The organism is Oceanobacter kriegii DSM 6294, from assembly GCF_000422845.1.
GTDB lineage: Bacteria > Pseudomonadota > Gammaproteobacteria > Pseudomonadales > Oceanobacteraceae > Oceanobacter > Oceanobacter kriegii.
The window spans coordinates 26,119-47,251 of record NZ_KE383931.1 but is presented as its reverse complement, the minus strand read 5'-3'; the positions used below and the strand labels follow the sequence as shown (position 1 = coordinate 47,251).

The following is a 21,133-nucleotide window of genomic DNA, read 5'->3' as shown; positions in this document are numbered from 1 at the left end:
CTACAGACGGAGAAGGAATTTGCCATGAGGCGTTATTATCAGGGTGGTGACATGCAGCGGGTGCAGTCGGTGGACGAAATGGCCGCGCAGGCAAAGCGCAATTTGCCCGCGTTTGCCCGTGAGTATTTACTGGGTGGTGCTGAAGATGAACTGACATTGGCGGCCAACCGTGCGTCGTTTCAGTCGCTGTCGTTGCAGAGCCGCACCCTGGTGCCGAATCACCCGCCGCAATTACAGTCTTCCATGCTTGGAAAGCCGTCGGCGTTGCCCATGGCCATTGGCCCAACCGGGTTTAATGGACTGCTGTGGCCGCAGGCGGATATTTTGCTGGCGACATCGGCCATGAAGGCGTCGATTCCTTTTTGCCTCAGCACGGTGGCCAATGCCTCGGTGGAGCAAGTACGGCAGGCCTGTCCGCAGCTGGATTTCTGGTTTCAGTTGTACGCCTTGAAAGATGCAGGCATACAGCAAGACCTGTTGCAGCGTGCCCGGGATGCCGGGGTCGATACTCTGGTGATTACGTCGGATGCGCTGGTGGTTGGCAACAGGGAGTGGGACCGTCGAAATTTCAGCGCCCCGCGTCAGTTAACCTTCAGAAATCAGCTGGACGTGTTGCTGCATCCGCAATGGCTACGACGGGTAATGCTCTCGGGATCGGATGGTATCGGCTTGCCGTCAATGGGCAATCTGAACCCGTATTTGCCTGCGGGGCAGCGGTCGGCGCTGGGGGCCATGCAGTTTATTGCTGAGCAACTTAACGTCTTGTTGAGTTGGGATGATCTGGCAACGCTTCGCGCGCAATGGCCGGGCAAGCTGGTGTTAAAAGGCGTGTTGCATCCGGGTGATGCCCTGTTGGCGTTGGATGCTGGTGTGGATGCATTGGTGGTCAGCAATCATGGTGGCCGCCAGCTGGACGGTGCCATTAGCTCCATGGCGGCGCTTGGGCCGATTGTTGAGGTGGTCGATGGCCGCATTCCTGTTTTGCTGGATTCCGGGATTCGCCGTGGCGTTGACGTGATCAAGGCCATCAGCTGTGGCGCATCGGGCGTATTGCTGGGGCGCGCGACGCTGTTTGGTGTGGCTGCCGCTGGCGAAGCGGGCAGCGACCGGGTGCTGGCGTTGCTGCAGGAAGAAATGGCCCGAGCGATGAATTTGATGGGGTGTTCGTCACTGGCAGAGTTGGCGGAGTTAAATCCTGGCTGACTTTTTACATCACCAGGCTAAAAGCACTGGCCTGACCGGTACGGTTTTCTATACTTCATTCAAAGTTTGTAATAAGTTGTTTCAAGTGTTGGGCCATTAAGGCCAATGGGAGACGCAGCATGACGGCCATTTCATGCTTCGGTATGACCCGCTTTTAAACAGCACAGAAAAGCTCAGCGCACGACTCACAGGGATTAGTGAATAATAATAAAACACCCTGGCTGGGAGGTGACTATGCCTGATTTGCTCTCGCTTACTCTTGTAGTAGCAACCATCGCCATCGTATTCGTGGTTGTCCGCTCCGGCGTTTTTAATCCGGTTCGCCCGGTATGCCTGCGCGTTGAAACCCGCCCATCTGCAGAAATTATTAACCTCGAACATTATCGCCGTCAGCGTGCGGTACTGATGCGACTGCGTCAGGGGCGGGCCCGCAAGGCTTGATTATCTCTCGGGCTTGTTGCCGGTAAGCGGTTGGCGACAGGCCCAGTTCCCGTTTGAAGGCGCGTGAAAACTGCGACACATCGTTGAATCCCCAGCGGAAGGCAATGTCGGTCACCGAAAGGGCATCCTGGCCCCGGTACTGAAGATCCGCAGCGGCATTGTTCAACCGCAAATCCAGAATGTGCTGGGCGATGCTACCACCTTCCTGTTGAAACAGCCGGTACAGGCTTCGACGTGAAATTCCCATTTCAGAGGCAATTTTTTCCGGACAGAGCCGGTGGTCTGCAATCAGCCGCCGGATGTGTTGCTCTGCCTGATCGCGCAAGGAAATCTCAGGTGCAGAGGGTTGCCCCAACGCGGCGGTAAGTAGGGCGATGATGGCTTGTTGGAGCGCCTCGGCATCTTGTGGCTTTGCACCAAAATGAACGTCCGAAAAGCGCAGTTGCTGCAGTATGCCGCGCAGCGACAAGGCGCTGATGCTGTGGTAATCCAGCTTGTGGAAGGCTCGTTTCGGAGTGGTGATGTGCCGGAGCTTCTCGCGTGGAAGGTGAAAGCTCAGTTGTTGAATGAGCCCTTGCGGCAACATGGCGAATTCATGGGATGAGTCGATCAGCAGCATATCGCCCGGAGCCAGCGACAGCTCATCGCCATTACTGGCGACAAAGCCCATAACGCCGTGGGTTTGCAGAATAAGAAAGCAGTAGCGGTCATCCCGGCAGGCGAGTTTGCTGCGCAGAACCCGTTCGGCGTTGGTTTCAATATGAGCGATTTCCAGACCGCCGTGGTTGCGGAGCGTGATGTTGCCAATGAAAGGAATGTGCGGGTGAATACGCGTTGCGAAGGTGCCACAAATATCTTTGACGGCGTAGTCCCAGTGCGACAGTGATTCAGTCTCTCTCATGTCTGGAATCTCTTGTTTATAATTGAATATTCAAGTTTTTATAAGCAAGCAATGTTCCATTGTTTGAGTCTGACCGCGGTCGCACCAGGTGGGGTTTGGCTGGATCAGTACGCCATCATGACTGACTTCAGCTCGGTGTATTCATCAATAAATGCACTGCCGAATTCCCGACCAATTCCCGACTGTTTGACGCCTCCAAATGGCACGGCGGGGTCAACCATGGTGTGCAGGTTAATCCACACCGTGCCGGATTCGATTTTCGGAATCATGCGCATCGCCGCAGACAAATTGTTGGTCCACAGACTGGTACCAAGGCCGTAGGGGGTGTTGTTGATCAATTCCAGTAATTCGGATTCATCGTCGTAACCCATTACGGTCAATATCGGGCCAAAGGTTTCCTGTTGCATCAGCACGTCTTCGGCGCTACTGGCTTTGACCAGTGCCGGAGTGATGTACAGCCCGTCCTGATCAAACGGTTCGCCTCCGTAAACCAACTGGCCGTGGTCTTTGGCGTACTGCAGATAGCTGAGCACTTTTTCGTACTGTGGTTTGTTGGAGATAGGACCAAATACGTTGCTTTCATCCATTGGCGAGCCGATTGGGGCTTGTGAAAGTGCCGCACTGAATTTATCCAGCAGTTCGTCGATGCGGTCGTTTGGAACATAGATGCGCTCTGGCGCTGCGCATACTTGCCCTTGATGGATATAGCCCAGCTGCAATAGCGCGCCCACTGCGCGGTCTATGTCTGCATCGTGCAGCAGTACGGCGCTGTTTTTGCCGCCCAGCTCCAGTGTGCAGCGGGTCATGTCCTGAGCCGCGGTTTGGTTCACTTTCATGCCCGTTTGTACGGAGCCGGTGAAGGAAACTTTTTTGACGTCGGGATGTTTGACCAAGGCTTCGCCGATATCGCCCTTGCCGTTGATGATGTTCAGCGCACCATCGGGCAGGCCCGCTTGCCGGGCCAGTTCGGCAAGCTTCAAAACAGTCAGCGGGGTAAATTCCGATGGCTTCAGTACCACGGTGCAGCCACAGGCCAGTGCCGCACCGAGCTTCCAGATGGCGATCATCAACGGGAAATTCCAGGGCACAATCGCCGCAACGACGCCGATGTGCTGGCGCAGGGTGAAGGCGGAGTATTTTTCACCGGCCATGGAAGGCAGTGAGGGCTGCATGGTTTCGCCATTGATCTTGGTGGTCCAGCTGGCGAAGTAACGAAGAAACAGGGCGCTCTGCTGTACTTCAAACAAGCGTGCCAGGTTGATCGATTTGCCGCTCGACAAGGTTTCCAGCTGAGCGATTTCTTCACCGTTCTGTTCAATCAGGTCGGCCAGTTTGTTCAGGATCTGGCCGCGGGCATAGGGGTTAAAGTCTGCCCAAACGTCGTTGAAACAGGTTTTGGCGGCGGCGACGGCCTGATTCAGTTCATCACTGGATGCTGCACCGACGGTTGCAATGGCTGCTTCGGTGGCCGGGTTGATAACGTCGAAGGTTTCGCCGCTGGCGGCGATGGCTTCACCCGCAATAAATTGGCTGTGTGGTCGATCCAGAAAGGCGCTGGTTTCTGGCAGCAGTTGAATATCAGGCATGTGCAGTTTCCTTCTGTTCGTTGGCCGCGCTTGTTGTTTGAAAGGCAGTGGTTTGAGAGGAAGTCGGTTGGTCCGGGTTCAGGATCAGGTCGGCACCGCGTTCGCCAATCATCATGGCGACGGCATTGGTATTGCCGCTCGGCACTTGAGGGCAGATCGACATATCGATAACCCGCAGGTTGGGAATGCCGTGAACGCGCAATTGCAGATCAACGACAGAGTCGGTGGAATCTGTGCCCAGCTTGCAGGTACCGCCCGGGTGATAGACGGTTTTGATGTTCTGGCGAACGAAGGCTTCAAGGGCGCTGATATCGTCCATGGCAATGTTGTCTGGCTCTATCACCCGTTTGATAATGCGTCTCAGGGCCGGTTGCTGGAAGGCTTTCAGGGCGACTTGCACTGCTCGCACCTGATTCTTCAGATCGTCCGGGTGACTCAGCACCTGGGCGTCGATTTCCACCAGATCGGCAGGGTTGGCGCTTTTTAGGCGCACTTCGCCACGGGATTTAGAGCGCAGGTGCCCCACCTTGATGGAAACGCCGTGGGCCTCTGCTTCGGGTTTTTCACCCGGGGTATTGTCGAAGTTGTCGAGCAACGGCAAAAAATGGAATTGCACGTCGGGGCGGCCTACGCCTTCGGTATCGATAAAGGCACCACCTTCCAGAATATTGGACGTCATCAGGCCTGAGCGGGTGGTCAGATACTGCAACATGTGTTTGATGGCCGAGAGACCCTTGTCTTCCTCGTAGATGGAGATGTTTTCTTTGGTGGTGGCGTTGATCGACATGTGCTGGTGGTCGTGAAAGTTCTTGCCGACGGGTAGCTCGCGGTGGCAGGCGATGCCGTGTTTGGCCAGCTGCTCGGCCGGGCCAATGCCTGACAGCAACAAGACTTTGGGTGATCCAATCGCGCCAGAGCTGACGATGACTTCCTTGCAGGCCATGGCAATGATGCTGTCACCGCCCTTGATTGAGTATTCAACGCCGGTGGCTTTTTGCTGATCTCCAGAGCTTTCCAGCAATACCTTGTGCACCAGTGCGTGAGTGATGACCGTCAGTTTGGGGTTGTTGGCGATGGCTTTCAGATAGGTTTGCGAGGTGCTTTGGCGTTCGCCGTGTTTGATATTGGTTTGGTAAAACCCGGTGCCTTCTTGTGAGGCGCCGTTGAAGTCATTGGTGTAGGGCAGTCCCATTTGTTCGCAGGCCTTGATGCAGGCCTGGGTCAATGGGTGGCGGTAGCGGTTCTCGCCAATATGCACTGGGCCGGTTTCGCCATGATACTCATCGCCGAGGCTTTCATTGGCCTCGGCACGTCGAAAGAATGGCAACACATCGTGATACCCCCAGCCACGACAGCCCCAGAGGTTTTCCCAGTCATCGTAGTCCTGCTGCTGGCCGCGGATGTAGATCATGCCATTAACCGAGCTGCCGCCGCCCAGCACTTTGCCTTGGGCGATCAGCATTTCCCGGTTGTTGCACTCGACTTGTGGCAGAGTCATGTAGGGCCATGATTTTTGCTGGAAGACTTTCACCACCGTGGCCGGGATTTTATGGAACAGGCTGTCGTCTTTTTCGCCGGCTTCCAGCAGCAGTACGGAATGTCCGGCGTTGACCAGCCGGTGGGCAATGACGCAACCGGCTGAACCTGCGCCAGCAATGATGTAGTCATATTGCTTGCTCATGTGTGTCCCTCATCAAATTGTTCTTTATTGACTGCCGATGCAGTGCGAATTGGGTATGCATGACTGTCATTAGGGCAGAGGCAGAAAAAGGGCGCTTGGCAATTTATGCCGTGCTGATGGCAATGCGTGCCGCTGTGCTGTGATGGTGGCTAATGGCGTGTTTGTCGGTCTGAATGTTTAAAAAATATGGGTGTGGACTGAGTGGTTGTAGCGCGGGTTCTGCTGCGATTTTCGGCGTGAAACTCAGGTTTTAGCGGCTTTTGTTGTGAATTATTGCGTTTTTATTGGTTTTTAGCCGCAGATTGGCTCTCTTTGATGAGTCTTTTCTGAATTCACACGTTGTTGAATTACAATTTTTATTGCGTGAATATTCAAGTAATTGCAGGCGTTATTACATCGCCGTTTGTTACTGAGGAATTACCATGCAAGCACCTGAAAATCTGGCTCATTATTCGTTAATGCAGATGCTGGAAGGCATTGAATCCGGCGCGTTTTGCACGGAAGACGTCATTCATGCCTGTTTTGATCAGATTGAACAACGTGAGCCGGAGGTGCAGGCCTGGCAGTACCGTTTGCAGCGTGAGGAGTATCTGGCTCAGTACCGCAGTCGCCAGGCGTTCTACGACCAAAGCTTGCTGAAGGGCTTGCCGTTGGGGGTGAAGGACATCATTGATACCGCCGATATGCCGACGGAGCTGGGGTCGCCGATTCATAAGGGCCGTCAGCCGGTTGATGATGCGACCTGTGTGGTGCTGCTGAAACAGGCCGGGGCCATTGTGCTGGGCAAAACGGTGACGACGGAGTTTGCCTACTTCAAACCGGGTGCCACGCGTAACCCGGCCGATATTTCTCGTACGCCGGGCGGTTCTTCCAGCGGTTCGGCGGCGGCGGTAGCCGATTTTATGGTGCCGATGGCGTTGGGTTCCCAAACCGCGGCTTCGGTGATTCGTCCGGCGGCCTATTGCGGTGCGGTAGGGTATGTTGGCAGTCGTGGCGAGTATTCGTTACGCGGTGGCCAGCCGTTAGCGCAGTCGCTGGATTCGTTGGGGGTATTTGCCCGTCAGGCCGATGATATTGCACTGCTGAGAGCGGTCTTGCTGAGAACAGGATCAGAACATCAGACCGCAGCCGTTGAAGCACCACGCAAGCCTGCCAAAATTTTGATGTGTCCGGGCAGTTGGCTGGGTCCGGTGTCGGTCGAGATGGCCACTGCATTGGAAGAAGCGACCGAGCAGCTGTTAAAGGCAGGCGTTACCATTGCCATGCTGGATCAGGACGTTGCCGGCGACCAGGGGCTGGGCGGTCTGGTTGAACATCACGCCACCATTATGGCCTGGGAAGTGTGCCGTAATTTGGCCGCTGAGGCGGCGCAGCCAGAGTTGCTGAGCCCGCAGATGCAAGATCTGATCAATAAAGGGCTGGCGATGTCTCGTGAAGACTATCTGGCTGCGCTGGCGGCAGTGGATCAGGCGCGCTTGCAGCTGCATAAGCATTACCCGGATGTGGATGCCATCATCACGCCTGCCGCGCCAGACATTGCGCCGCTGGCGGAAGAGGGCACTGGCTCGCCACACATGAGCCGTGCATGGCAGGCACTAGGGTTGCCGACGGTCACTCTGACCGGCGTGAAAAACCGTCAGGGTATTCCATTGGGCTTGCAGCTGGTTGGCCGTAGTCGAGGGGATGATGCCTTGCTGGCGACGGCGGCATGGGTGAATCGTGTGGTCGAAGTGTCTGTTTAATGCGCAGACGATTTTGCTAAAAACTGGCAAGAACGTATATACGATGTCTATACTGGTTACGGCTCCAAAGGAATTGGGATAACAAAAACAAACACCCCGATAGGAGGTGCCCATGACTGAACTCGTTGCCGTAACCATGGCCGCAGGAGTAGCGGCCGCTATTGTGTTGGGATTTGCCAGTGATGTGAGTTTGCAGGAGTGGCGTTTTGGCCACAGCAAACAGCACGACGATCATCGGTAGTTCTGCCACAGCGCATGATTCCCGCCAGCCATTTGGCTTGTATAGACGGGAATGAAAACGCTTTGGTCTGGCACTGAAATGTCAGGCAGGCCAAAGTCCGTTAAGCCCTGTTTTTTCTATTTTTCTCTATTCCCATCCCTGTAGCTACGCCTCATCTGTGATCGATCTATTTATTTCTGAGCTCTGACAGATGACGACGGTCGTCCAGTGTTGATAGCAAAACTGCGATGGCAACGCCGATGCTGGCGCCGGTGAGTGTGTCCAGCACGCGCTCGGGCACCATGTTGTCGCCGACCAGATGGGGGGCGGCCAGGTAGGTCATCAACAGCGCCATTGGCGCGACGAACATTTGGCCGATGGCGTAGTTCATGCCGATGAAGATTTCCGTCAGAACCTGGAATACGGCGATGACCGCCAGCAATTCCCAGATATTCGGCTGCTGCTGCAAAACCGCCCAGGCCATAACAGCACCGATGGTGGTTCCGACCATGCGTTGCAGGGCTCGGCTCATGTTCAGATGCAGATAGGCTCCTTGCATCACCGCCAGTGTTCCCATGCCTGCCCAGGCCGGGTAGTGGGCATCAAACAAGTAATGGGAGATAAATATCGCCAGCGCCGCTCCCAGTGTGATGCGAGCAGCCACTGCCAGCCGTTCGTTGACCGGTTGCAGTGGTGGGATGGGCGGGAAGTTGGTGTTTGGTCCCGGAATCTGTCGTAACAGCGCCGTGGCAATGCAGATCAGCCAGCCAAACAGGGCGGTAGCGCCGGTGGCTAACGTACGTTCGATTACGTCGGTGCCACTCAGTTCAGGGGCGATGCTGGCGCCCGCGGCAAAGACAAAAATCAGCGGGCCGGGGAGCCATAGCCCGGTGGTAGAGCAAATAAACACCAGAACACCCACCATCAGCGACAACAAGCCCAGTTGCAGTGGGATTGGAAGTTGTAGCCAGCCCGCTGTCGACATGATCAGCACCGTCGTGGTTTGCATCAGAGAGGCCAGAAACAGGATTTTGGAGCGCTGCAAACGCGGCTCAAAGCGCCCGAACAGGATGGCCAGTGCGCCAAGCCCGGCAAAGCCGACCAGATGTGGCCATGCGGAAAAGTGGAACAGGGTAATCGCAATCACCGCGGTCAGTGCCGTTTGCACACCAGTGAGAACGTTGTTTCGCATGCTGGCCGACGGTGCCAGTGCCACACTTTCTTTCAGACTGTCGCTATGAAACAAGTACCGGGCGGCATCGCGCCGACGGTGCGTCTGTTGGCTGGTGTTCTCGTTGTGAGGTGGCTTGTTGGTCATGAAAGTCCTCGGAGCAGTTCCGAATGTCTGTGGCCTGAAGTCAGTCTTTATGGGGTGTCGGTTCGGCGTGTTCGAAGTCGGTCAATTTTTGCTGAATGTGGCGCAGGGACGCTGACATTTGTACGATGTCTTCGTCTGTTAAACCGCCAAGGATATCCAGCTCTGCAACAGCCAGCTGCTGTTGGATAGCAGCAACCCGTTGGTGACCATGCTGGGTGAGCAGAATTTGCTTGGCGCGGGCGTCGGTTTCATCGCGCTTGCGCTCAACCAGTCCATCGCGATCCAGTTTGTCGATGATGCGCACCAGGCTGGAGCTGTCGACGCCAACCAGTAGCGACAGCTCTTTCAGCAGAATGCCGTCAGGATGGTCGCGTAAATGCATCAGCGGCACCCAGGTGGTGTCGGTCATGCCGGAGCGGGCCAGATGCGCCTGCATTACGCGTCGCCATTGGCGCGCCAGCAGGGAAAACTTGATGCCAAAGCGGGCACGGAGGTTATCGGCGTTGTTCATCCTTTGATGGTGTCGGCATTTAGTTTGAATTGCAAATCAAATTTATTAAGGGCGGGTTTTGGGAGTCGGGAGTGAGCGGGGCGCGTAGCCTCGAGAGTCAGGTGTGGGAGAGAGCTTGCTCTAGATACTCTCGTTGACCTTATCGGGAATAAATTCCCTCCTACACCTGCTCTGCATGGCGGGAGGCAGGGCTGCATCGCGGTTCAATAGCGATGCAGCCGGGTTCGATTTACTCGAAGTTGGACCAGATAGGCGCGTGGTCGGAGGGTTTCTCCAAACCACGGATGTCGTAGCTGACGCCAGCGTCGGTGCAACGCTCCAGCAACGGCTGGGTAACCAGAATGTGGTCAATGCGCAGGCCGCGTTTCGGGTCGTCGTCGAAGCCTTTGGAGCGGTAGTCGAACCAGCTGTAGAAGTCGGTGCTGGTTGGGTAATGCTTGCGGTAGCTGTCGGACAGGCCCCAGTTCAGCAGGGTTTGGTACCACTCGCGCTCTTCTGGCAGGAAGGAGCATTTGCCCTGCTTCAGCCAGCGCTTGCGGTTGGGTTCGCCAATGCCGATGTCGGTGTCTTCCGGAGAAATGTTCATGTCGCCAATCACCACCACGTTGTCGCTGGCGCTGAAGTTTTCGTTCAGGTAGCGCATCAGGTCGGCGTAGAACTTCTCCTTGGCCGGGAATTTGGTTTCGTGGTCGCGGCTTTCACCTTGCGGGAAGTAGCCGTTCAGTACGTCGTAGGTGGTGCCGTTGATTTCGTAGCGGGCGTGAATCAGGCGCTTCTGGGCGTCTTCGTCGTCCCATGGCCAGCCTTTCTGAACAAAAACCGGTTTGGTCTTGCTGACCAGTGCGACGCCGTAGTGGCTTTTCTGACCGAAGAATTCAACGTGCCAACCCAGTGATTCAACATCCGCCAGCGGAAATTGCTCATCGTGCACCTTGGTTTCCTGCAAACCCATGATGTCCGGGTCGATGTGTTCCTTGATGGCTTCAAGCTGGTGCTGACGGGCACGAATGCCGTTGATGTTAAAGCTGACGATGGTGGTCATGGAATTGTCCGAATGGCGTTCTGTTAAAAGCGTGCAGTTTACCATTCACAGGAGGCGCGGCCAGTAGTGGCTGCCAATGAGTGTGATAGACGCCCATTGGCAACAGCCGTTTCAAGGCTCGGGGTTATTGCACTGAGTTGAACAGGGTTTCAGACATGCTGCGGTCGGCCGAGCCGGTGACGGTGTCGTATTGGCGTTTCCACAACCACCATCCCGATGTATAGCGTTGGGTCGACAGGTTAACGCTGACGCCGGTATCGATGCTGGCCGTCACGTAGCTCAGCTCCACGCCGGTTTGGGTGCCAATGGTGCCGCCGTGGTGGGTGCTGTCGCCCATCAGGATCGGGTAGTAGTTGTAACGCAACGATGCCGGTGCCGATACCGTTCCGGATTCGCCATTGAGGTCGCGGTAGTTCACGCAGGAATCGTACTCCGCCTGAGCCGGCGCTCCACAAGCCGAGTGCAGCGACACCACGCCGTCATCGCTGCCGGGAATGTAGAGGTCGGTGGTGCCGAGGTATTCGGTGCCACCACCCACAAAGCGTAAATGCGGCACAGAGCCCGGCGCGGTGGCCAGGTTGCGGGCGTTGGCGGGTCGCAAGTCGTGAACCACCCCGAGTTGTTGCCCGCTGGGGTCAAAGCCCAGCCACAGGGATAGCATGCCGCGAATGGCGGAATTCACCAGGCCGTCGCCATCGATGGTGTCCACTGCGAGGTCTGCCAGCTCGGAGCCGCCACCGGCACCGGCAAAGTCAAACACGGCCAGTACGTTCAGCGGAGGGTATCCTGCGGCCTCGGTCCAGACGTCCTGATTTTCCAGCATGTAGCGGGTCACCAGATCGCCGGTTGAGTGGGTGACAATAACGCAACCATCGTTGCAGAAGCCGGTGCTGGCCCATTCAATCACCTTGTTATAGGCGCGGTTGGCGATGCCGCCTTCAATACGTTCTTTGGACGACCAGTCGAGGCGATCGTCGCTGTGCTGATTCCAGAAATCTTCCCAATAGCTGTCGGCGTCGGTGACCACCCGGGCTTCTGAAACCTCATCGGACATAATCTGGTCCGGGCTGAAGCCGTGCACCAGAATCAGGTTTTTGCCGCCCAGCTGGGCGCTGGCTGGACTACTGCATAGCGCAGCCGTCAGGGCCATGGCCGATAGCGTTGCTGTGGTACAGCGGCGTTGCCGTTTGGGGTTGTTGTTTACGTGGCAGTCTTGGTAGTTGGGCATGGAACATCCCTCTGCTTGTATGTGATTGATGGTTTGTGATTGTTATTGGCATCAATGGGCCGGAGTGCCCAGGGCTTGCAGAAATTCAAGACGTGCCTGGGCTTGTTCGTCCTGATAGGGCTCGGCATCGAACCGGGCTGGGTCGACGGTGGAAATCGGATAACGGTCTTGTTGGCTGTGGCCCCACTGGATTGGGCTGCCGGGGCGGCTGGGCACATTGCGCAATTGGAAGCTGCCAAGCCACAATTTTTGAGGTTGCTCCAGCTGTTGCAGCAACGAACCCCATACACGCAATTTGATGGTGCCGCTGCTGCCACTGAGCGATTGCTTACCTTGCAAATACGCCACTGGTTGCTGTTGCTGATCAAACAGCGCGGCACCAAGTTTGTAGTAACCCGGACTGGCATCGCGGACGGTGACCGGGATAACCAATTCGTTGCCCTCCTGCCAGTGGCTGCCAACCCCGGTGATCATGGCGGACCAGGCCGTTACCTGAAACGGCGAGCTTTGGCTGACGGTTTGGCCGTCGTTCAGGGTGACCACGGTGGTGTAGTTCAGTTGTTGTGGCCATTCCGGGTCGGCGGCGATGTGGGTTTCCCAACGTGTGCCTGCCGATGTGCTGTTTGAGCCTGTTTGTGAGGCCTGTATCGCCTTTAGCTCTTTTATAGGCCGTAACCGGCTGTCTGTGATGGCGACCGATACGTTGCGAACCCGTCGAAGAGTGTCAGCATCTCCACTGAGGCTGACTGCACCTTCGATGATTTCGCCGGGAGCATAGCGATAAGCCGACAGCGCCATGCTGATGGACAGGGGAAGTCCTGCTGGGGTTAGGTCGCGATGGTTGAGGGACTCGCCGTTGGGATTGAGTAAATCGGTTTGATGTTGATCCAGCGGCACCGACCAGGATGGGAACTGGCTGGTGACTGCATAGCCTGCGGCGACGTTCTGGAATGTGCTAGTCAGCGCAGGGTCCAGCTGAAGTACGCTGCCTGTCTGGCCTGATGTTTGGCCTGATATTTGGTTTGGTGTCAGAGCTGATTTCTGGACTTTGCTGCCTGTTGCCCAAGAAGGTTGTAGTCTGGAGTCGTCGGAGCTGGTGGTGACGTTTTGCGGAGCAGGCTCATCTTTTGGATTGTGGACGTGGCTGTTGGAGCCGTTATTAGCGGCCAGCCAGACCAGTGCGATTGATGACGTAAGTAAGGCAGCAGCCAGTATCCTGGGTGTTTTTATCATTATTACTATCTGCGCTTGGTGCCGCTGGTGACTCTGTTGTCATTGAGCGGCGGTCAGTTGTTTTTGAAACCGTCTGATCAGAACTTTGGTTGCTGTTGAGGCGCTTGGCAATGCGGATGATGGGTTGTGCTTCATGGCTCGGTCATGGACAACGTGGCGGGTGAAAATCGTTCTTTAGAGTGACTTTTGTGTCGCTGTTGTCATTAATGTTTTACGTCAGCGGCTACTGCTTCCTGACGGGAAAAACACGCTGGCGGGGGGAGCGACTTTTGAATGTCTGGTGGGCGTTGTTCAGGCGGGCTTATCCGCTCAATGTAATGGTGTGTAATTGGCTGGTGGCGAGAGGATGGCGCAGATTGTGTTGCTGTAACGGCAAACTGCGCCACGTGTACCGGTACTTCTAACGGCACTGGTAACGGCACGACTATCTGTACAGATAACCCCGAATACTTGGCAGGAAAGGCTCGTCTTGCAGGCGTTGGTCGCCACGGGCTTGTCGGGTTCGGCCTTCTGGCGGTTCCGGGCTGATCAGGTTGTGTTCTGGCAACGGCCCGCGGCCGGAGGCTGCTGGTACAAAGATCGGCATCGAAACGTTCATGGCTTTGCGCACAACGTCGTCGCCACTGCCAAAGACGAGGTTGGCTCTGACCACCGGGGCCAGTGTTTGCATCTGTGCCAGTACGGTGGCTGGTGGCAGTTGTCCGAGTTTCTGCAATTGGATCTGGATGTGGGCCTTGTCTTCGCCCAGTTCCAGCAGTTTGTCTTCGGCTTGTTTCAGGGTCAGCTTTTTGATGCTGCGGCCGTTGACGTACCAGCTGAAACCCACTTTTCGCGGTGCTTGTTGCAACAGCGGAATATGGCGAAAACACTGCTTCAGGTGAATGCGGCTGAGGCCGACGTTTTGCAGTTTGTCGCGCAGGGGTGCGGGCTGCTCGCACAGTTGTTCAAAGGCCTGCTTCCAATGCGGTGCATCCTGCTTTTCGGCATTCACCGCCGCGCGGAAGTCGTCCTTGGTCTGGTTGATGGATTCTATCAAGGCCACGCTGGTGGCATCCGCCAAAATCAGGCCATGACGAGAGCGGGTTTCCCGGCCGTCCTGCTGGTCCTGATACCAGAGGTCGCTGATAAGGTCGGCGGCGAAGTCCAACCCCTGAACGTAGCTGGATTCCCGTTCCGAAAGCAGCACCCAATGGGTTGGTTGGGTGCTGTGCAAGTGCTGTTTCAGTTCCAGCAATTGCGCTTGCAGCTGTCGGAACTGTTCAATCAGATCGGTGATCACGCGTCAGGCCTGGCCAGCTGTTTGGCGCGAATGAATTCGCTGTGAGGAATGTACAGCAGGTCGGCAATGCGGCGAATGATGTGTTCTTCGTACTTGTCGATGCCGTCACTGGCGTAGGCAACGCGCCACAAACCCACCATCAGGTCGTATTTTTGTTGCACGCTGAAGTGGGCGTGCACGACTTCGGTGAATTTGAACAGGTCGACCGATTGGTCACTGGCGCCTTCGGCCTGTGCCATCAGTTCCAGTACGTCGTCTTCGCTGAGGTCAAACAACTCATTGATGGAGGCCTTCAACGCTTTGCGCTCGGCGTTATCAATGTAGTGGTCGGCTTTCATCACTTCGACCATCAAGGCCGCAGCAGACAGGTCGAGGGTGTATTTGTCGGCGGGCTTTTTGTCCGCTTCCTCGGTGAAGAAACTCATCAGTTGTTTCAACATGGCGGGAATACTCTTGTAACGATTACAACCTTGGCAGGCTGTCGGGAATTCAGATTCGCTGGTCTAATACCGGTGGGCTTGTTCGGCGGGATAGTACAGCGGGATTGTAGCCGTTCTATCAGCCGTTATGCCGTGTGTCAAAATCTTGGGTCGCTTATGAGCTTTTCAAGAACGATCCAATGGCTCTCCGGCTAACGCCGCAGAGAGGCTGGGTTAATGCAGACCGCGTTTTACTGCTAGTTAATAAAAGGAGTCGTTTCATCGATGGAAATTCAATTGTTGTTGTCATTTTTTGTTGCCTCGGTGCTGCTGGCGCTGGCGCCAGGGCCGGATAATCTTTACGTGATATCGGTGTCGGCGACCAAAGGCTGGCGTGCCGGTGTGATCACGACACTGGGGCTGTGTTCGGGGCTGGTTGGCCATGGCTTGCTGGTGGCCCTGGGGGTGGCGTCTATTCTGCTGGCGTCGCCAACGGCGATGATGGTACTGAAGTGGTTAGGCGCTGGCTGGTTGGTCTGGATTGGTTTTAATGCGCTGAAAGCCGCTGCACGGCCGGCAGCTGCCGATGCCGACGCGGATGAATCCGGTGATTTGGCTGGAGGTCAGGAAAAAATCAGCGGTGCCGGGCGTTTGTTTCGACGCGGCGTGGTGATGAACCTGTCCAATCCGAAGGTGTTTATTTTCTTTCTGGCGTTTCTGCCGCAGTTTCTGGACCCTAATGCCACGGGCCTGCTGGCGTCGTCTGCACTGCAAATTGGACTGTTTTCGCTGTTGTTTATGTTGGCGGCTTTGTTGGTGTTTTCGACACTGGCGGTGTTGTCGGACCGGGTAGGCGGCAAGTTGCTTCGCACGGTCAATGCCAGACGTATTCTGGATGGACTTGCTGGTGTGGTGTTTATCGGCTTGGCAGTGCGGTTGGCGACATCAAAGCTGGCTTGATGTCGCCTTTTGTCGGGGTGAATACGGCTCAGGCGGTTTTGCTGCTGATGCCGTTTTCCAGCGCGTAACGCACCAGTCCGGCTGAGTTGCTGATGCCGAGCTTTTGTTTGATCTTCAGTCGGTGGGCTTCAACAGTGCGCACCGAAATGCTCAGCTCGCTGGCGATTTCCTTGTTGCAGAGGCCATCGCTCAACAGTGCCAGTACGTCGGTTTCCCGTGGGCTTAGCGCATGGCTGACATTGTGACTGGCACCTCGACTGCTGCTGGTGTTGCCGAATTCGCTGAAGAGGGTTTTGGCAACGCTGGAGCTGAAGTAGGTACCGCCTTGATGCACGGTTTGTACGGCCAATAGCAGTTCTTCGGTTGGTACGTCTTTCAGCACGTAGCCTGCGGCTCCGGCCTGTACCACTTTCAAAATGTATTCGCGGTTGTCGTGCATAGTGACAATCAAGAGGCGGGTATCCGGAAACTGCTCGCGGAAGGCCTCACAGGCTTCCAGTCCGCCCATCACTGGCATGGAGATGTCCAGCAACACCACGTCGGGCTTATGGGTGGCGGTTTGTTCCAGTGCTTCTTTGCCGTTGCTGACGTCGGCAACAACCTCGATGTATTGCTCGATTTCCAGGCTGGCCTTGAGGCCTTCGCGCACCATTGGGTGATCGTCGGCGATCAGCAACCGGATGGTAGGTCGTTCAGAGGTGGTCATGGGAGTTCCTTGTTCTTATTGCTCTGCGGATTCATCAGCAGTTCAGCTTTGATCAGTGTACCTTTGCTGCTGTTGCTGCGGACACTGAACTTTCCTCCTAGGAGCTCGACCCGTTCACGCATGTTCATCAGGCCGATGCCGCTGTTATCTTCAGCGTTAACTGTAAATCCACGTCCATTATCACCCATTAGCAGTGTAAGTTTCTGTGTGCTACAGGTAACACTGAGTATCACCTGACTGGCTTCAGCGTGCTTGCGAATATTGGTGATGGCTTCTTGCACGACGCGGTAAATGGTCATTTCGATGGCGTCGGGCAGGCGCTCCTTGGGCAGCCGAATGCGGCGGCGGGTGCCTATGTCGGTTTGTTCTTCCAGCTCGTCCAGCAGGCCGTGCAATGCGGCTTCCAGCCCCAGATCATCCAACAGCACCGGCCGCAGGTTATGAGAAATACGGCGCACTTCCTGAATGGCGATGTTGAGTTGCTCTGCGCCCTTGTCGAGGTGGTCCTGGGCCTTGTCATCGGGCCATTGGCGGTTGGCCAAATTAAGACGCAGCTTGGCTGACACCAATAGCTGGTTAATGCCGTCGTGCAGTTCGCGGGCGAAGTTACGGCGCTGGATCACCTGAAAGGTCACAAAGCGGTTGGCCAGTTCCTGCAGCCGCTGGTCGGCCATTTGAGTGGTGTGCATATTCACCAGCGTCACAATCAAGACCACAGTAGAAAGCGTGGCAATCAACAGAATTGTGCTGGCCCAGAAGCTCTTGCGGACATTACTGGCGACTTTTTCTTCCAGCAGGGCAATTTCTTCGGCGATGTCATCAACGTACAGGCCGGTGCCCATCATCCAGCCCAACTCGGGAATTTCGATCACGTATGAGAGTTTGTTGACGTCGGACCCGGCGGTTGGCTTGCGCCAGTGATAGCGATAATAACCGCCGCCACTGTAGGCCAGTTCCAGCAGATCGCGGATGACGAATTGGCCGTTTTCATCCTGCATGTCGAACAGGTTCTGGTTTTCCAACTCTGGCTGAGTAGGGTGTACCAGGTTGGTGCCATCAGGGCTGTAGGCAAAAAAGTAGCCGTCGCTGCCGTAGCGCATGCCTCGCAACTGGTGCTTGATACGGTATTCGGCCAGCGAACGCTGCAAGCCGCTGTCCATTTGCTCCAGTACCGGCTGGATCGAGTTCATCGCCAGCTGCACATGGTTTTTGAGCGCCTCGCGGCGGCTCGACATCAGGTTTTCCTGAAAAATGGCAACCTGTTGCTCGGCCAGTTCGCGGGCCTGACGTTGATACAACCAACTGATGGTGAGTGATAACACCAGCATCGGCAGGATCGTTAGTAACAGGATTTTGGCTTTCAGTGAGAGGTTGGGCATGGGCGTACTTCAGGCTCAGGCGTCATTGTTGGTGTTATATCGCCATTTTCTGAAAACACAACCGGACAGCCTGTGGGCCATCCGGTTGTGCTTGTTGCGGTTTACTCAGGTTTGATCAGTCCACCAGTCCGTAGAACTCCGGGAAGAACATGATCGAAATAACCACACCGGCCTGCATCAGGATGAATGGCATCACCCCTTTGTAGATGTCGGTGGTTTGTACCGACGGCGGCGCAACCCCTTTGAGATAGAAGAGGGCGAAGCCGAACGGCGGTGTCAGGAACGATGTCTGCAGGTTCATGGCGACCAGAATCGCAAACCATACCGGCGCAATGCCCAGTGCTTCGGCAACCGGATACAGGATCGGCACAATGATGAAGCTGATTTCTACGAAGTCGATGAAGAAGCCCAGAATCAGAATGGCCAGCATCGACAGAATCAGGAAGCCGGTCGCGCCGCCAGGCAGGTTGCTCAGCACTTCTTCAACAATGTAGTCGCCACCGGTGTAGGTGAAGGCCATTGAGAAGGCGGTTGCGCCCAGCAGGATAGCGAACACCATGGCGGTGATTTTTACGGTTTCCTTGGAGGACTCGTAGAGCATTTTCCAGCTGAACTGACGATACAGTACCGACAGGATCACAGCGCCGACGCCGCCCAGTGCGGAGGATTCGGTTGGTGTGGCAATACCGGCAAAGATGGAGCCCAGTACGACCAGAATCAGTGCCAGTGGCGGAATAATGGATTTCAGCGCCTTGATGTACATCTCGCGCTTGGTTTCATCGCTTTCCATCGGAATAGCGGGTGCTGCTTCTGGCTTGATGAAGGAGTAGGCCAGAATGTAAACCACGTAGATACCAATCAGGATCAGGCCCGGCATCACTGCGGCCTGGAACAGGTCGCCAACCGGAATACCCATCACGTCACCCAGAATGATCAGGATGATGGACGGCGGAATGATTTGGCCCAGCGTACCAGAGGCACAAATGGTGCCGCAGGCAAGGCCCTTGTCGTAGTTGTACTTCAGCATCACTGGCAGGGAAATCAGACCCATGGCCACCACAGACGCACCCACCACACCGGTAGAAGCTGCCAGCAACGCGCCCACCAGAACGGTAGAAATTGCCAAACCACCACGAACGCCACCAAACAGCTTGCCCATGGATTCCAGCAGTTGTTCTGCCAGACGGGTTTTTTGCAGGATGATGCCCATGAAAACAAACAGGGGTACTGCCATCATGGTGACGTTTTCCATGATGCTTTGAATGCGGAAGGGCATGAAGGCAAACATGTCCGGGCCTTCAGCCAGAACACCAAAGATCAGCGCCACGCCGCCAAAGGTAAATGCCACCGGGAAGCCGAACAACAGCATCAGCAAGGCGACAATAAACATAATAATACCGATCACAGCTGGGCCTCCTTATCGTGATGCTCGTGTTTTACACCGCGCATTTCGTTAATGGCAGCGAGGATCATGCCGAGGCCGGAAACTGCCGTGGCAAAGAAGGCCAGTGGAATCACTGACTTGATGATCCAGCGGGCAGGCAGGCCGCCTGGGTCGCCAGAGGTTTCGCCCAGTTCGAACGCTTCGTGGGCAAAGCCGATGCCGTAGTAGCCAACCAGCAGACAGAACGGCAGCAGGAAGACAAAACCACCGGCGATGTCGATGCCGTTTTTCCAGTTTTGTGGCAGGCGTTCGTAAATCAGGTCAACACGTACGTGACCTTCTTCTTTCAAGGTGTAGGGAATCGCCAGCATGAACATGGCGGCGTACAGGTGCCATTCCATTTCTTGGGCACCGATATAAACAACATTTAGCGCGTAGCGCAGGACAACGTCGATAAACACGTTGACCAGTAGCAGCAAGAACAGCACGGCGGATACAACACCGAGCATGTCGGAAAAGCGATTGATAAGCCGCTCCAGCCGAACCAGCATAATCTCTCCCTCCGGGTAGACGGGGATGGTGAACAGACCGGGTGAGGTCAGAATGGGGAGAACAACCCGCGGGTAGCGAGCTGTTCAGCAGGTACCCAGGCACCTGTGGTGCCGTAGGGTACCGGATATGAGCTTACTGAGCGATGGAGTTCAGGTAAGCCTTGTCGGAAATATCGGTCCAGCCACGAACCTTTTGCAGGTAGTCGGCTTGGGATTTGAGGATTTCCGCCGCCAGCTCGTCGCCTTTGGCTTTTTCAGCCAGCAGCTCGTCGTTGGCTTTGCGCATGGCAGCCATGACGTCTTCCGGGAAGGTTTTGATCTGTACGTTCGGGTAGTCTTTTTCGATTACGGCCAGGTTTTCAGCCGACTCGTGGTAAGACTGGATGTACATGTCGTAGGCCGCAGTCTTCATCGCGACGCGCAGGATTTCCTGCAGGTCTGCTGGCAGTTTCTTCCAGGTGCGCTGGTTTACCAGGAACTGCAGTTCGGTCGCAGGCTCATGCCAGCCGGTGTAGTAGTACGGCGCAATCTTGTGGAAGCCCATACGCAGGTCCAGAGATGGGCCTACCCATTCCAGTGCGTCGATGGTGCGACGTTCCAGTGCGGTGTACAGCTCGCCCGGGGCAATGTTGGTTGGGCTTACGCCTAGCTTGGCCACAACTTCGCCAGCGAAGCCTGGGATACGCATTTTCAGGCCCTTCAGGTCGTCCAGAGAGTTGATCTCTTTCTGGAACCAACCACCCATCTGGTTACCGGTGTTACCGCCAGGGAAGCTCATCAGACCGAATTTGCCGTAAACCTTGTCCATCAGCTCCATACCGCCACCGTGGTAGAACCAAGAGTACTGTTCCGGAGCAGTCATGCCGAATGGCATGGTGGTGAAGTACAGGGTGTTAGGCACTTTGCCTTTCCAGTAGTAGGACGCTGAGTGGCCAAGGTCATATTGGCCAGCACGTACCATATCGAACACGCCGAATGGGGATTTGTGCTTGTTGGCGGAATCGATGGTGATGATCAGGCGGCCGTTGGACATCTTCTCGGCCATGGCGGCCATGTTGCGCGGTGCATCACCAAAAATCGGGAAATCGGTTTGCCAGGTTTCAGCCATCTTCAGACGGTAAACCTTGTCAGCAGCCTGGGCGCCAGCAGCGACGACCATGCCACAAATACCCGCCAGCAGGCCGGTTTTGAGCTTGGAGAGCTTGATCATTTTATTCTTATCCTTGGTTATTCAACACAATCGGCGTCGACGTTGTTCAACGCCAGCTTCTTAGTGAGCGGTGGCAATAGTGTGGTCTAACCATTGATCCGGCTATTCGCAGGACTGCGGTACGTATGCGTAGTGATAC

At 55.7% G+C, this 21,133-nt stretch carries 19 protein-coding genes; 4 read left to right on the top strand and 15 right to left on the bottom strand.

Annotation, left to right across the window (positions count from 1 at the left end; genetic code table 11):
- Nucleotides 1-24: 24 nt before the first annotated feature.
- Nucleotides 25-1,203 (top strand): alpha-hydroxy acid oxidase, encoded by a 1,179-nt coding sequence (locus tag G516_RS0113525; protein WP_028294093.1) that lies wholly within the window; start codon nucleotides 25-27, stop codon nucleotides 1,201-1,203.
- A 367-nt stretch (nucleotides 1,204-1,570) separates the two neighbouring features.
- Here the strand turns inward: G516_RS0113525 and feaR are convergent, their stop codons facing one another.
- The 3 genes from feaR to G516_RS22535 form a co-directional block, all read right to left on the bottom strand.
- Complete coding sequence (feaR, locus tag G516_RS22540; RefSeq protein ID WP_051219427.1) at nucleotides 1,571-2,545, bottom strand: transcriptional regulator FeaR; 975 nt, start codon at nucleotides 2,543-2,545, stop codon at nucleotides 1,571-1,573.
- Between the two features lie 104 nt (nucleotides 2,546-2,649).
- Nucleotides 2,650-4,131: an aldehyde dehydrogenase family protein gene (locus G516_RS0113515; protein WP_028294092.1), complete on the bottom strand. Its 1,482-nt coding sequence runs from the start codon at nucleotides 4,129-4,131 to the stop codon at nucleotides 2,650-2,652.
- Nucleotides 4,124-5,812, bottom strand: a complete 1,689-nt coding sequence (locus G516_RS22535) for a GMC family oxidoreductase (protein WP_084645063.1) — start codon at nucleotides 5,810-5,812, stop codon at nucleotides 4,124-4,126. Before G516_RS22535 ends, G516_RS0113515 begins: the two co-directional genes overlap by 8 nt.
- A gap of 422 nt (nucleotides 5,813-6,234) precedes the next feature.
- Here G516_RS22535 and G516_RS0113505 point away from each other — a divergent pair, with 422 nt between their 5' ends.
- A complete protein-coding gene (locus G516_RS0113505; protein ID WP_028294091.1) occupies nucleotides 6,235-7,554 on the top strand; it encodes an amidase in 1,320 nt (439 codons plus the stop codon).
- A gap of 112 nt (nucleotides 7,555-7,666) precedes the next feature.
- On the top strand, nucleotides 7,667-7,795 hold the full coding sequence (locus tag G516_RS25185; protein WP_281168040.1) for a hypothetical protein: 129 nt from the start codon (nucleotides 7,667-7,669) through the stop codon (nucleotides 7,793-7,795).
- 166 nt (nucleotides 7,796-7,961) lie between these two features.
- Here the strand turns inward: G516_RS25185 and G516_RS0113495 are convergent, their stop codons facing one another.
- From G516_RS0113495 to G516_RS0113465, 7 genes are all read right to left on the bottom strand, one after another.
- On the bottom strand, nucleotides 7,962-9,092 hold the full coding sequence (locus G516_RS0113495) for an FUSC family protein (RefSeq protein WP_051219426.1): 1,131 nt from the start codon (nucleotides 9,090-9,092) through the stop codon (nucleotides 7,962-7,964).
- A gap of 40 nt (nucleotides 9,093-9,132) precedes the next feature.
- Complete coding sequence (locus G516_RS0113490) at nucleotides 9,133-9,603, bottom strand: MarR family winged helix-turn-helix transcriptional regulator (protein ID WP_028294089.1); 471 nt, start codon at nucleotides 9,601-9,603, stop codon at nucleotides 9,133-9,135.
- Nucleotides 9,604-9,832: 229 nt separating this feature from the next.
- The gene (gene xthA / locus G516_RS0113485; protein WP_028294088.1) at nucleotides 9,833-10,645 is read right to left on the bottom strand and encodes an exodeoxyribonuclease III; all 813 of its coding nucleotides are present in this window, start codon (nucleotides 10,643-10,645) and stop codon (nucleotides 9,833-9,835) included.
- 124 nt (nucleotides 10,646-10,769) lie between these two features.
- Nucleotides 10,770-11,873 (bottom strand): hypothetical protein, encoded by a 1,104-nt coding sequence (locus tag G516_RS0113480; protein ID WP_156879048.1) that lies wholly within the window; start codon nucleotides 11,871-11,873, stop codon nucleotides 10,770-10,772.
- 51 nt (nucleotides 11,874-11,924) lie between these two features.
- The gene (locus G516_RS24735; RefSeq protein ID WP_156879047.1) at nucleotides 11,925-13,106 is read right to left on the bottom strand and encodes a hypothetical protein; all 1,182 of its coding nucleotides are present in this window, start codon (nucleotides 13,104-13,106) and stop codon (nucleotides 11,925-11,927) included.
- A gap of 424 nt (nucleotides 13,107-13,530) precedes the next feature.
- Nucleotides 13,531-14,385: a hypothetical protein gene (locus tag G516_RS22525; protein ID WP_051219425.1), complete on the bottom strand. Its 855-nt coding sequence runs from the start codon at nucleotides 14,383-14,385 to the stop codon at nucleotides 13,531-13,533.
- Nucleotides 14,382-14,825, bottom strand: a complete 444-nt coding sequence (locus G516_RS0113465) for a tellurite resistance TerB family protein (RefSeq protein ID WP_028294085.1) — start codon at nucleotides 14,823-14,825, stop codon at nucleotides 14,382-14,384. The genes G516_RS22525 and G516_RS0113465 overlap by 4 nt, the downstream gene beginning before the upstream one ends.
- Before the next feature lie 264 nt (nucleotides 14,826-15,089).
- On the opposite strand from G516_RS0113465, the gene G516_RS0113460 reads away from it, so the two are divergent.
- Nucleotides 15,090-15,764, top strand: a complete 675-nt coding sequence (locus tag G516_RS0113460) for a LysE family translocator (RefSeq protein WP_028294084.1) — start codon at nucleotides 15,090-15,092, stop codon at nucleotides 15,762-15,764.
- Nucleotides 15,765-15,792: 28 nt separating this feature from the next.
- Here the strand turns inward: G516_RS0113460 and G516_RS0113455 are convergent, their stop codons facing one another.
- From G516_RS0113455 to G516_RS0113430, 5 genes are all read right to left on the bottom strand, one after another.
- The gene (locus G516_RS0113455; protein WP_028294083.1) at nucleotides 15,793-16,470 is read right to left on the bottom strand and encodes a response regulator transcription factor; all 678 of its coding nucleotides are present in this window, start codon (nucleotides 16,468-16,470) and stop codon (nucleotides 15,793-15,795) included.
- Nucleotides 16,467-17,849, bottom strand: a complete 1,383-nt coding sequence (locus tag G516_RS0113450) for a cache domain-containing protein (protein WP_028294082.1) — start codon at nucleotides 17,847-17,849, stop codon at nucleotides 16,467-16,469. Before G516_RS0113450 ends, G516_RS0113455 begins: the two co-directional genes overlap by 4 nt.
- Nucleotides 17,850-17,964: 115 nt before the next feature.
- Nucleotides 17,965-19,254: a TRAP transporter large permease gene (locus tag G516_RS0113440; protein ID WP_028294081.1), complete on the bottom strand. Its 1,290-nt coding sequence runs from the start codon at nucleotides 19,252-19,254 to the stop codon at nucleotides 17,965-17,967.
- Complete coding sequence (locus tag G516_RS22520; RefSeq protein ID WP_051219424.1) at nucleotides 19,251-19,784, bottom strand: TRAP transporter small permease subunit; 534 nt, start codon at nucleotides 19,782-19,784, stop codon at nucleotides 19,251-19,253. The genes G516_RS0113440 and G516_RS22520 overlap by 4 nt, the downstream gene beginning before the upstream one ends.
- Nucleotides 19,785-19,917: 133 nt before the next feature.
- On the bottom strand, nucleotides 19,918-20,943 hold the full coding sequence (locus tag G516_RS0113430; protein WP_245582685.1) for a TRAP transporter substrate-binding protein: 1,026 nt from the start codon (nucleotides 20,941-20,943) through the stop codon (nucleotides 19,918-19,920).
- Nucleotides 20,944-21,133 lie beyond the last annotated feature (190 nt).

What these genes read in the sequence shown, in the direction of transcription:
- G516_RS0113525 (WP_028294093.1), top strand. Translation starts at nt 25, where the DNA reads ATGAGGCGTTATTATCAGGGTGGTGACATGCAGCGGGTGCAGTCGGTG.
- feaR (WP_051219427.1), bottom strand. Translation starts at nt 2,545, where the DNA reads ATGAGAGAGACTGAATCACTGTCGCACTGGGACTACGCCGTCAAAGAT.
- G516_RS0113515 (WP_028294092.1), bottom strand. Translation starts at nt 4,131, where the DNA reads ATGCCTGATATTCAACTGCTGCCAGAAACCAGCGCCTTTCTGGATCGA.
- G516_RS22535 (WP_084645063.1), bottom strand. Translation starts at nt 5,812, where the DNA reads ATGAGCAAGCAATATGACTACATCATTGCTGGCGCAGGTTCAGCCGGT.
- G516_RS0113505 (WP_028294091.1), top strand. Translation starts at nt 6,235, where the DNA reads ATGCAAGCACCTGAAAATCTGGCTCATTATTCGTTAATGCAGATGCTG.
- G516_RS25185 (WP_281168040.1), top strand. Translation starts at nt 7,667, where the DNA reads ATGACTGAACTCGTTGCCGTAACCATGGCCGCAGGAGTAGCGGCCGCT.
- G516_RS0113495 (WP_051219426.1), bottom strand. Translation starts at nt 9,092, where the DNA reads ATGACCAACAAGCCACCTCACAACGAGAACACCAGCCAACAGACGCAC.
- G516_RS0113490 (WP_028294089.1), bottom strand. Translation starts at nt 9,603, where the DNA reads ATGAACAACGCCGATAACCTCCGTGCCCGCTTTGGCATCAAGTTTTCC.
- xthA (WP_028294088.1), bottom strand. Translation starts at nt 10,645, where the DNA reads ATGACCACCATCGTCAGCTTTAACATCAACGGCATTCGTGCCCGTCAG.
- G516_RS0113480 (WP_156879048.1), bottom strand. Translation starts at nt 11,873, where the DNA reads ATGCCCAACTACCAAGACTGCCACGTAAACAACAACCCCAAACGGCAA.
- G516_RS24735 (WP_156879047.1), bottom strand. Translation starts at nt 13,106, where the DNA reads ATGATAAAAACACCCAGGATACTGGCTGCTGCCTTACTTACGTCATCA.
- G516_RS0113465 (WP_028294085.1), bottom strand. Translation starts at nt 14,825, where the DNA reads ATGTTGAAACAACTGATGAGTTTCTTCACCGAGGAAGCGGACAAAAAG.
- G516_RS0113460 (WP_028294084.1), top strand. Translation starts at nt 15,090, where the DNA reads ATGGAAATTCAATTGTTGTTGTCATTTTTTGTTGCCTCGGTGCTGCTG.
- G516_RS0113455 (WP_028294083.1), bottom strand. Translation starts at nt 16,470, where the DNA reads ATGACCACCTCTGAACGACCTACCATCCGGTTGCTGATCGCCGACGAT.
- G516_RS0113450 (WP_028294082.1), bottom strand. Translation starts at nt 17,849, where the DNA reads ATGCCCAACCTCTCACTGAAAGCCAAAATCCTGTTACTAACGATCCTG.
- G516_RS22520 (WP_051219424.1), bottom strand. Translation starts at nt 19,784, where the DNA reads ATGCTGGTTCGGCTGGAGCGGCTTATCAATCGCTTTTCCGACATGCTC.
- G516_RS0113430 (WP_245582685.1), bottom strand. Translation starts at nt 20,943, where the DNA reads ATGGTCGTCGCTGCTGGCGCCCAGGCTGCTGACAAGGTTTACCGTCTG.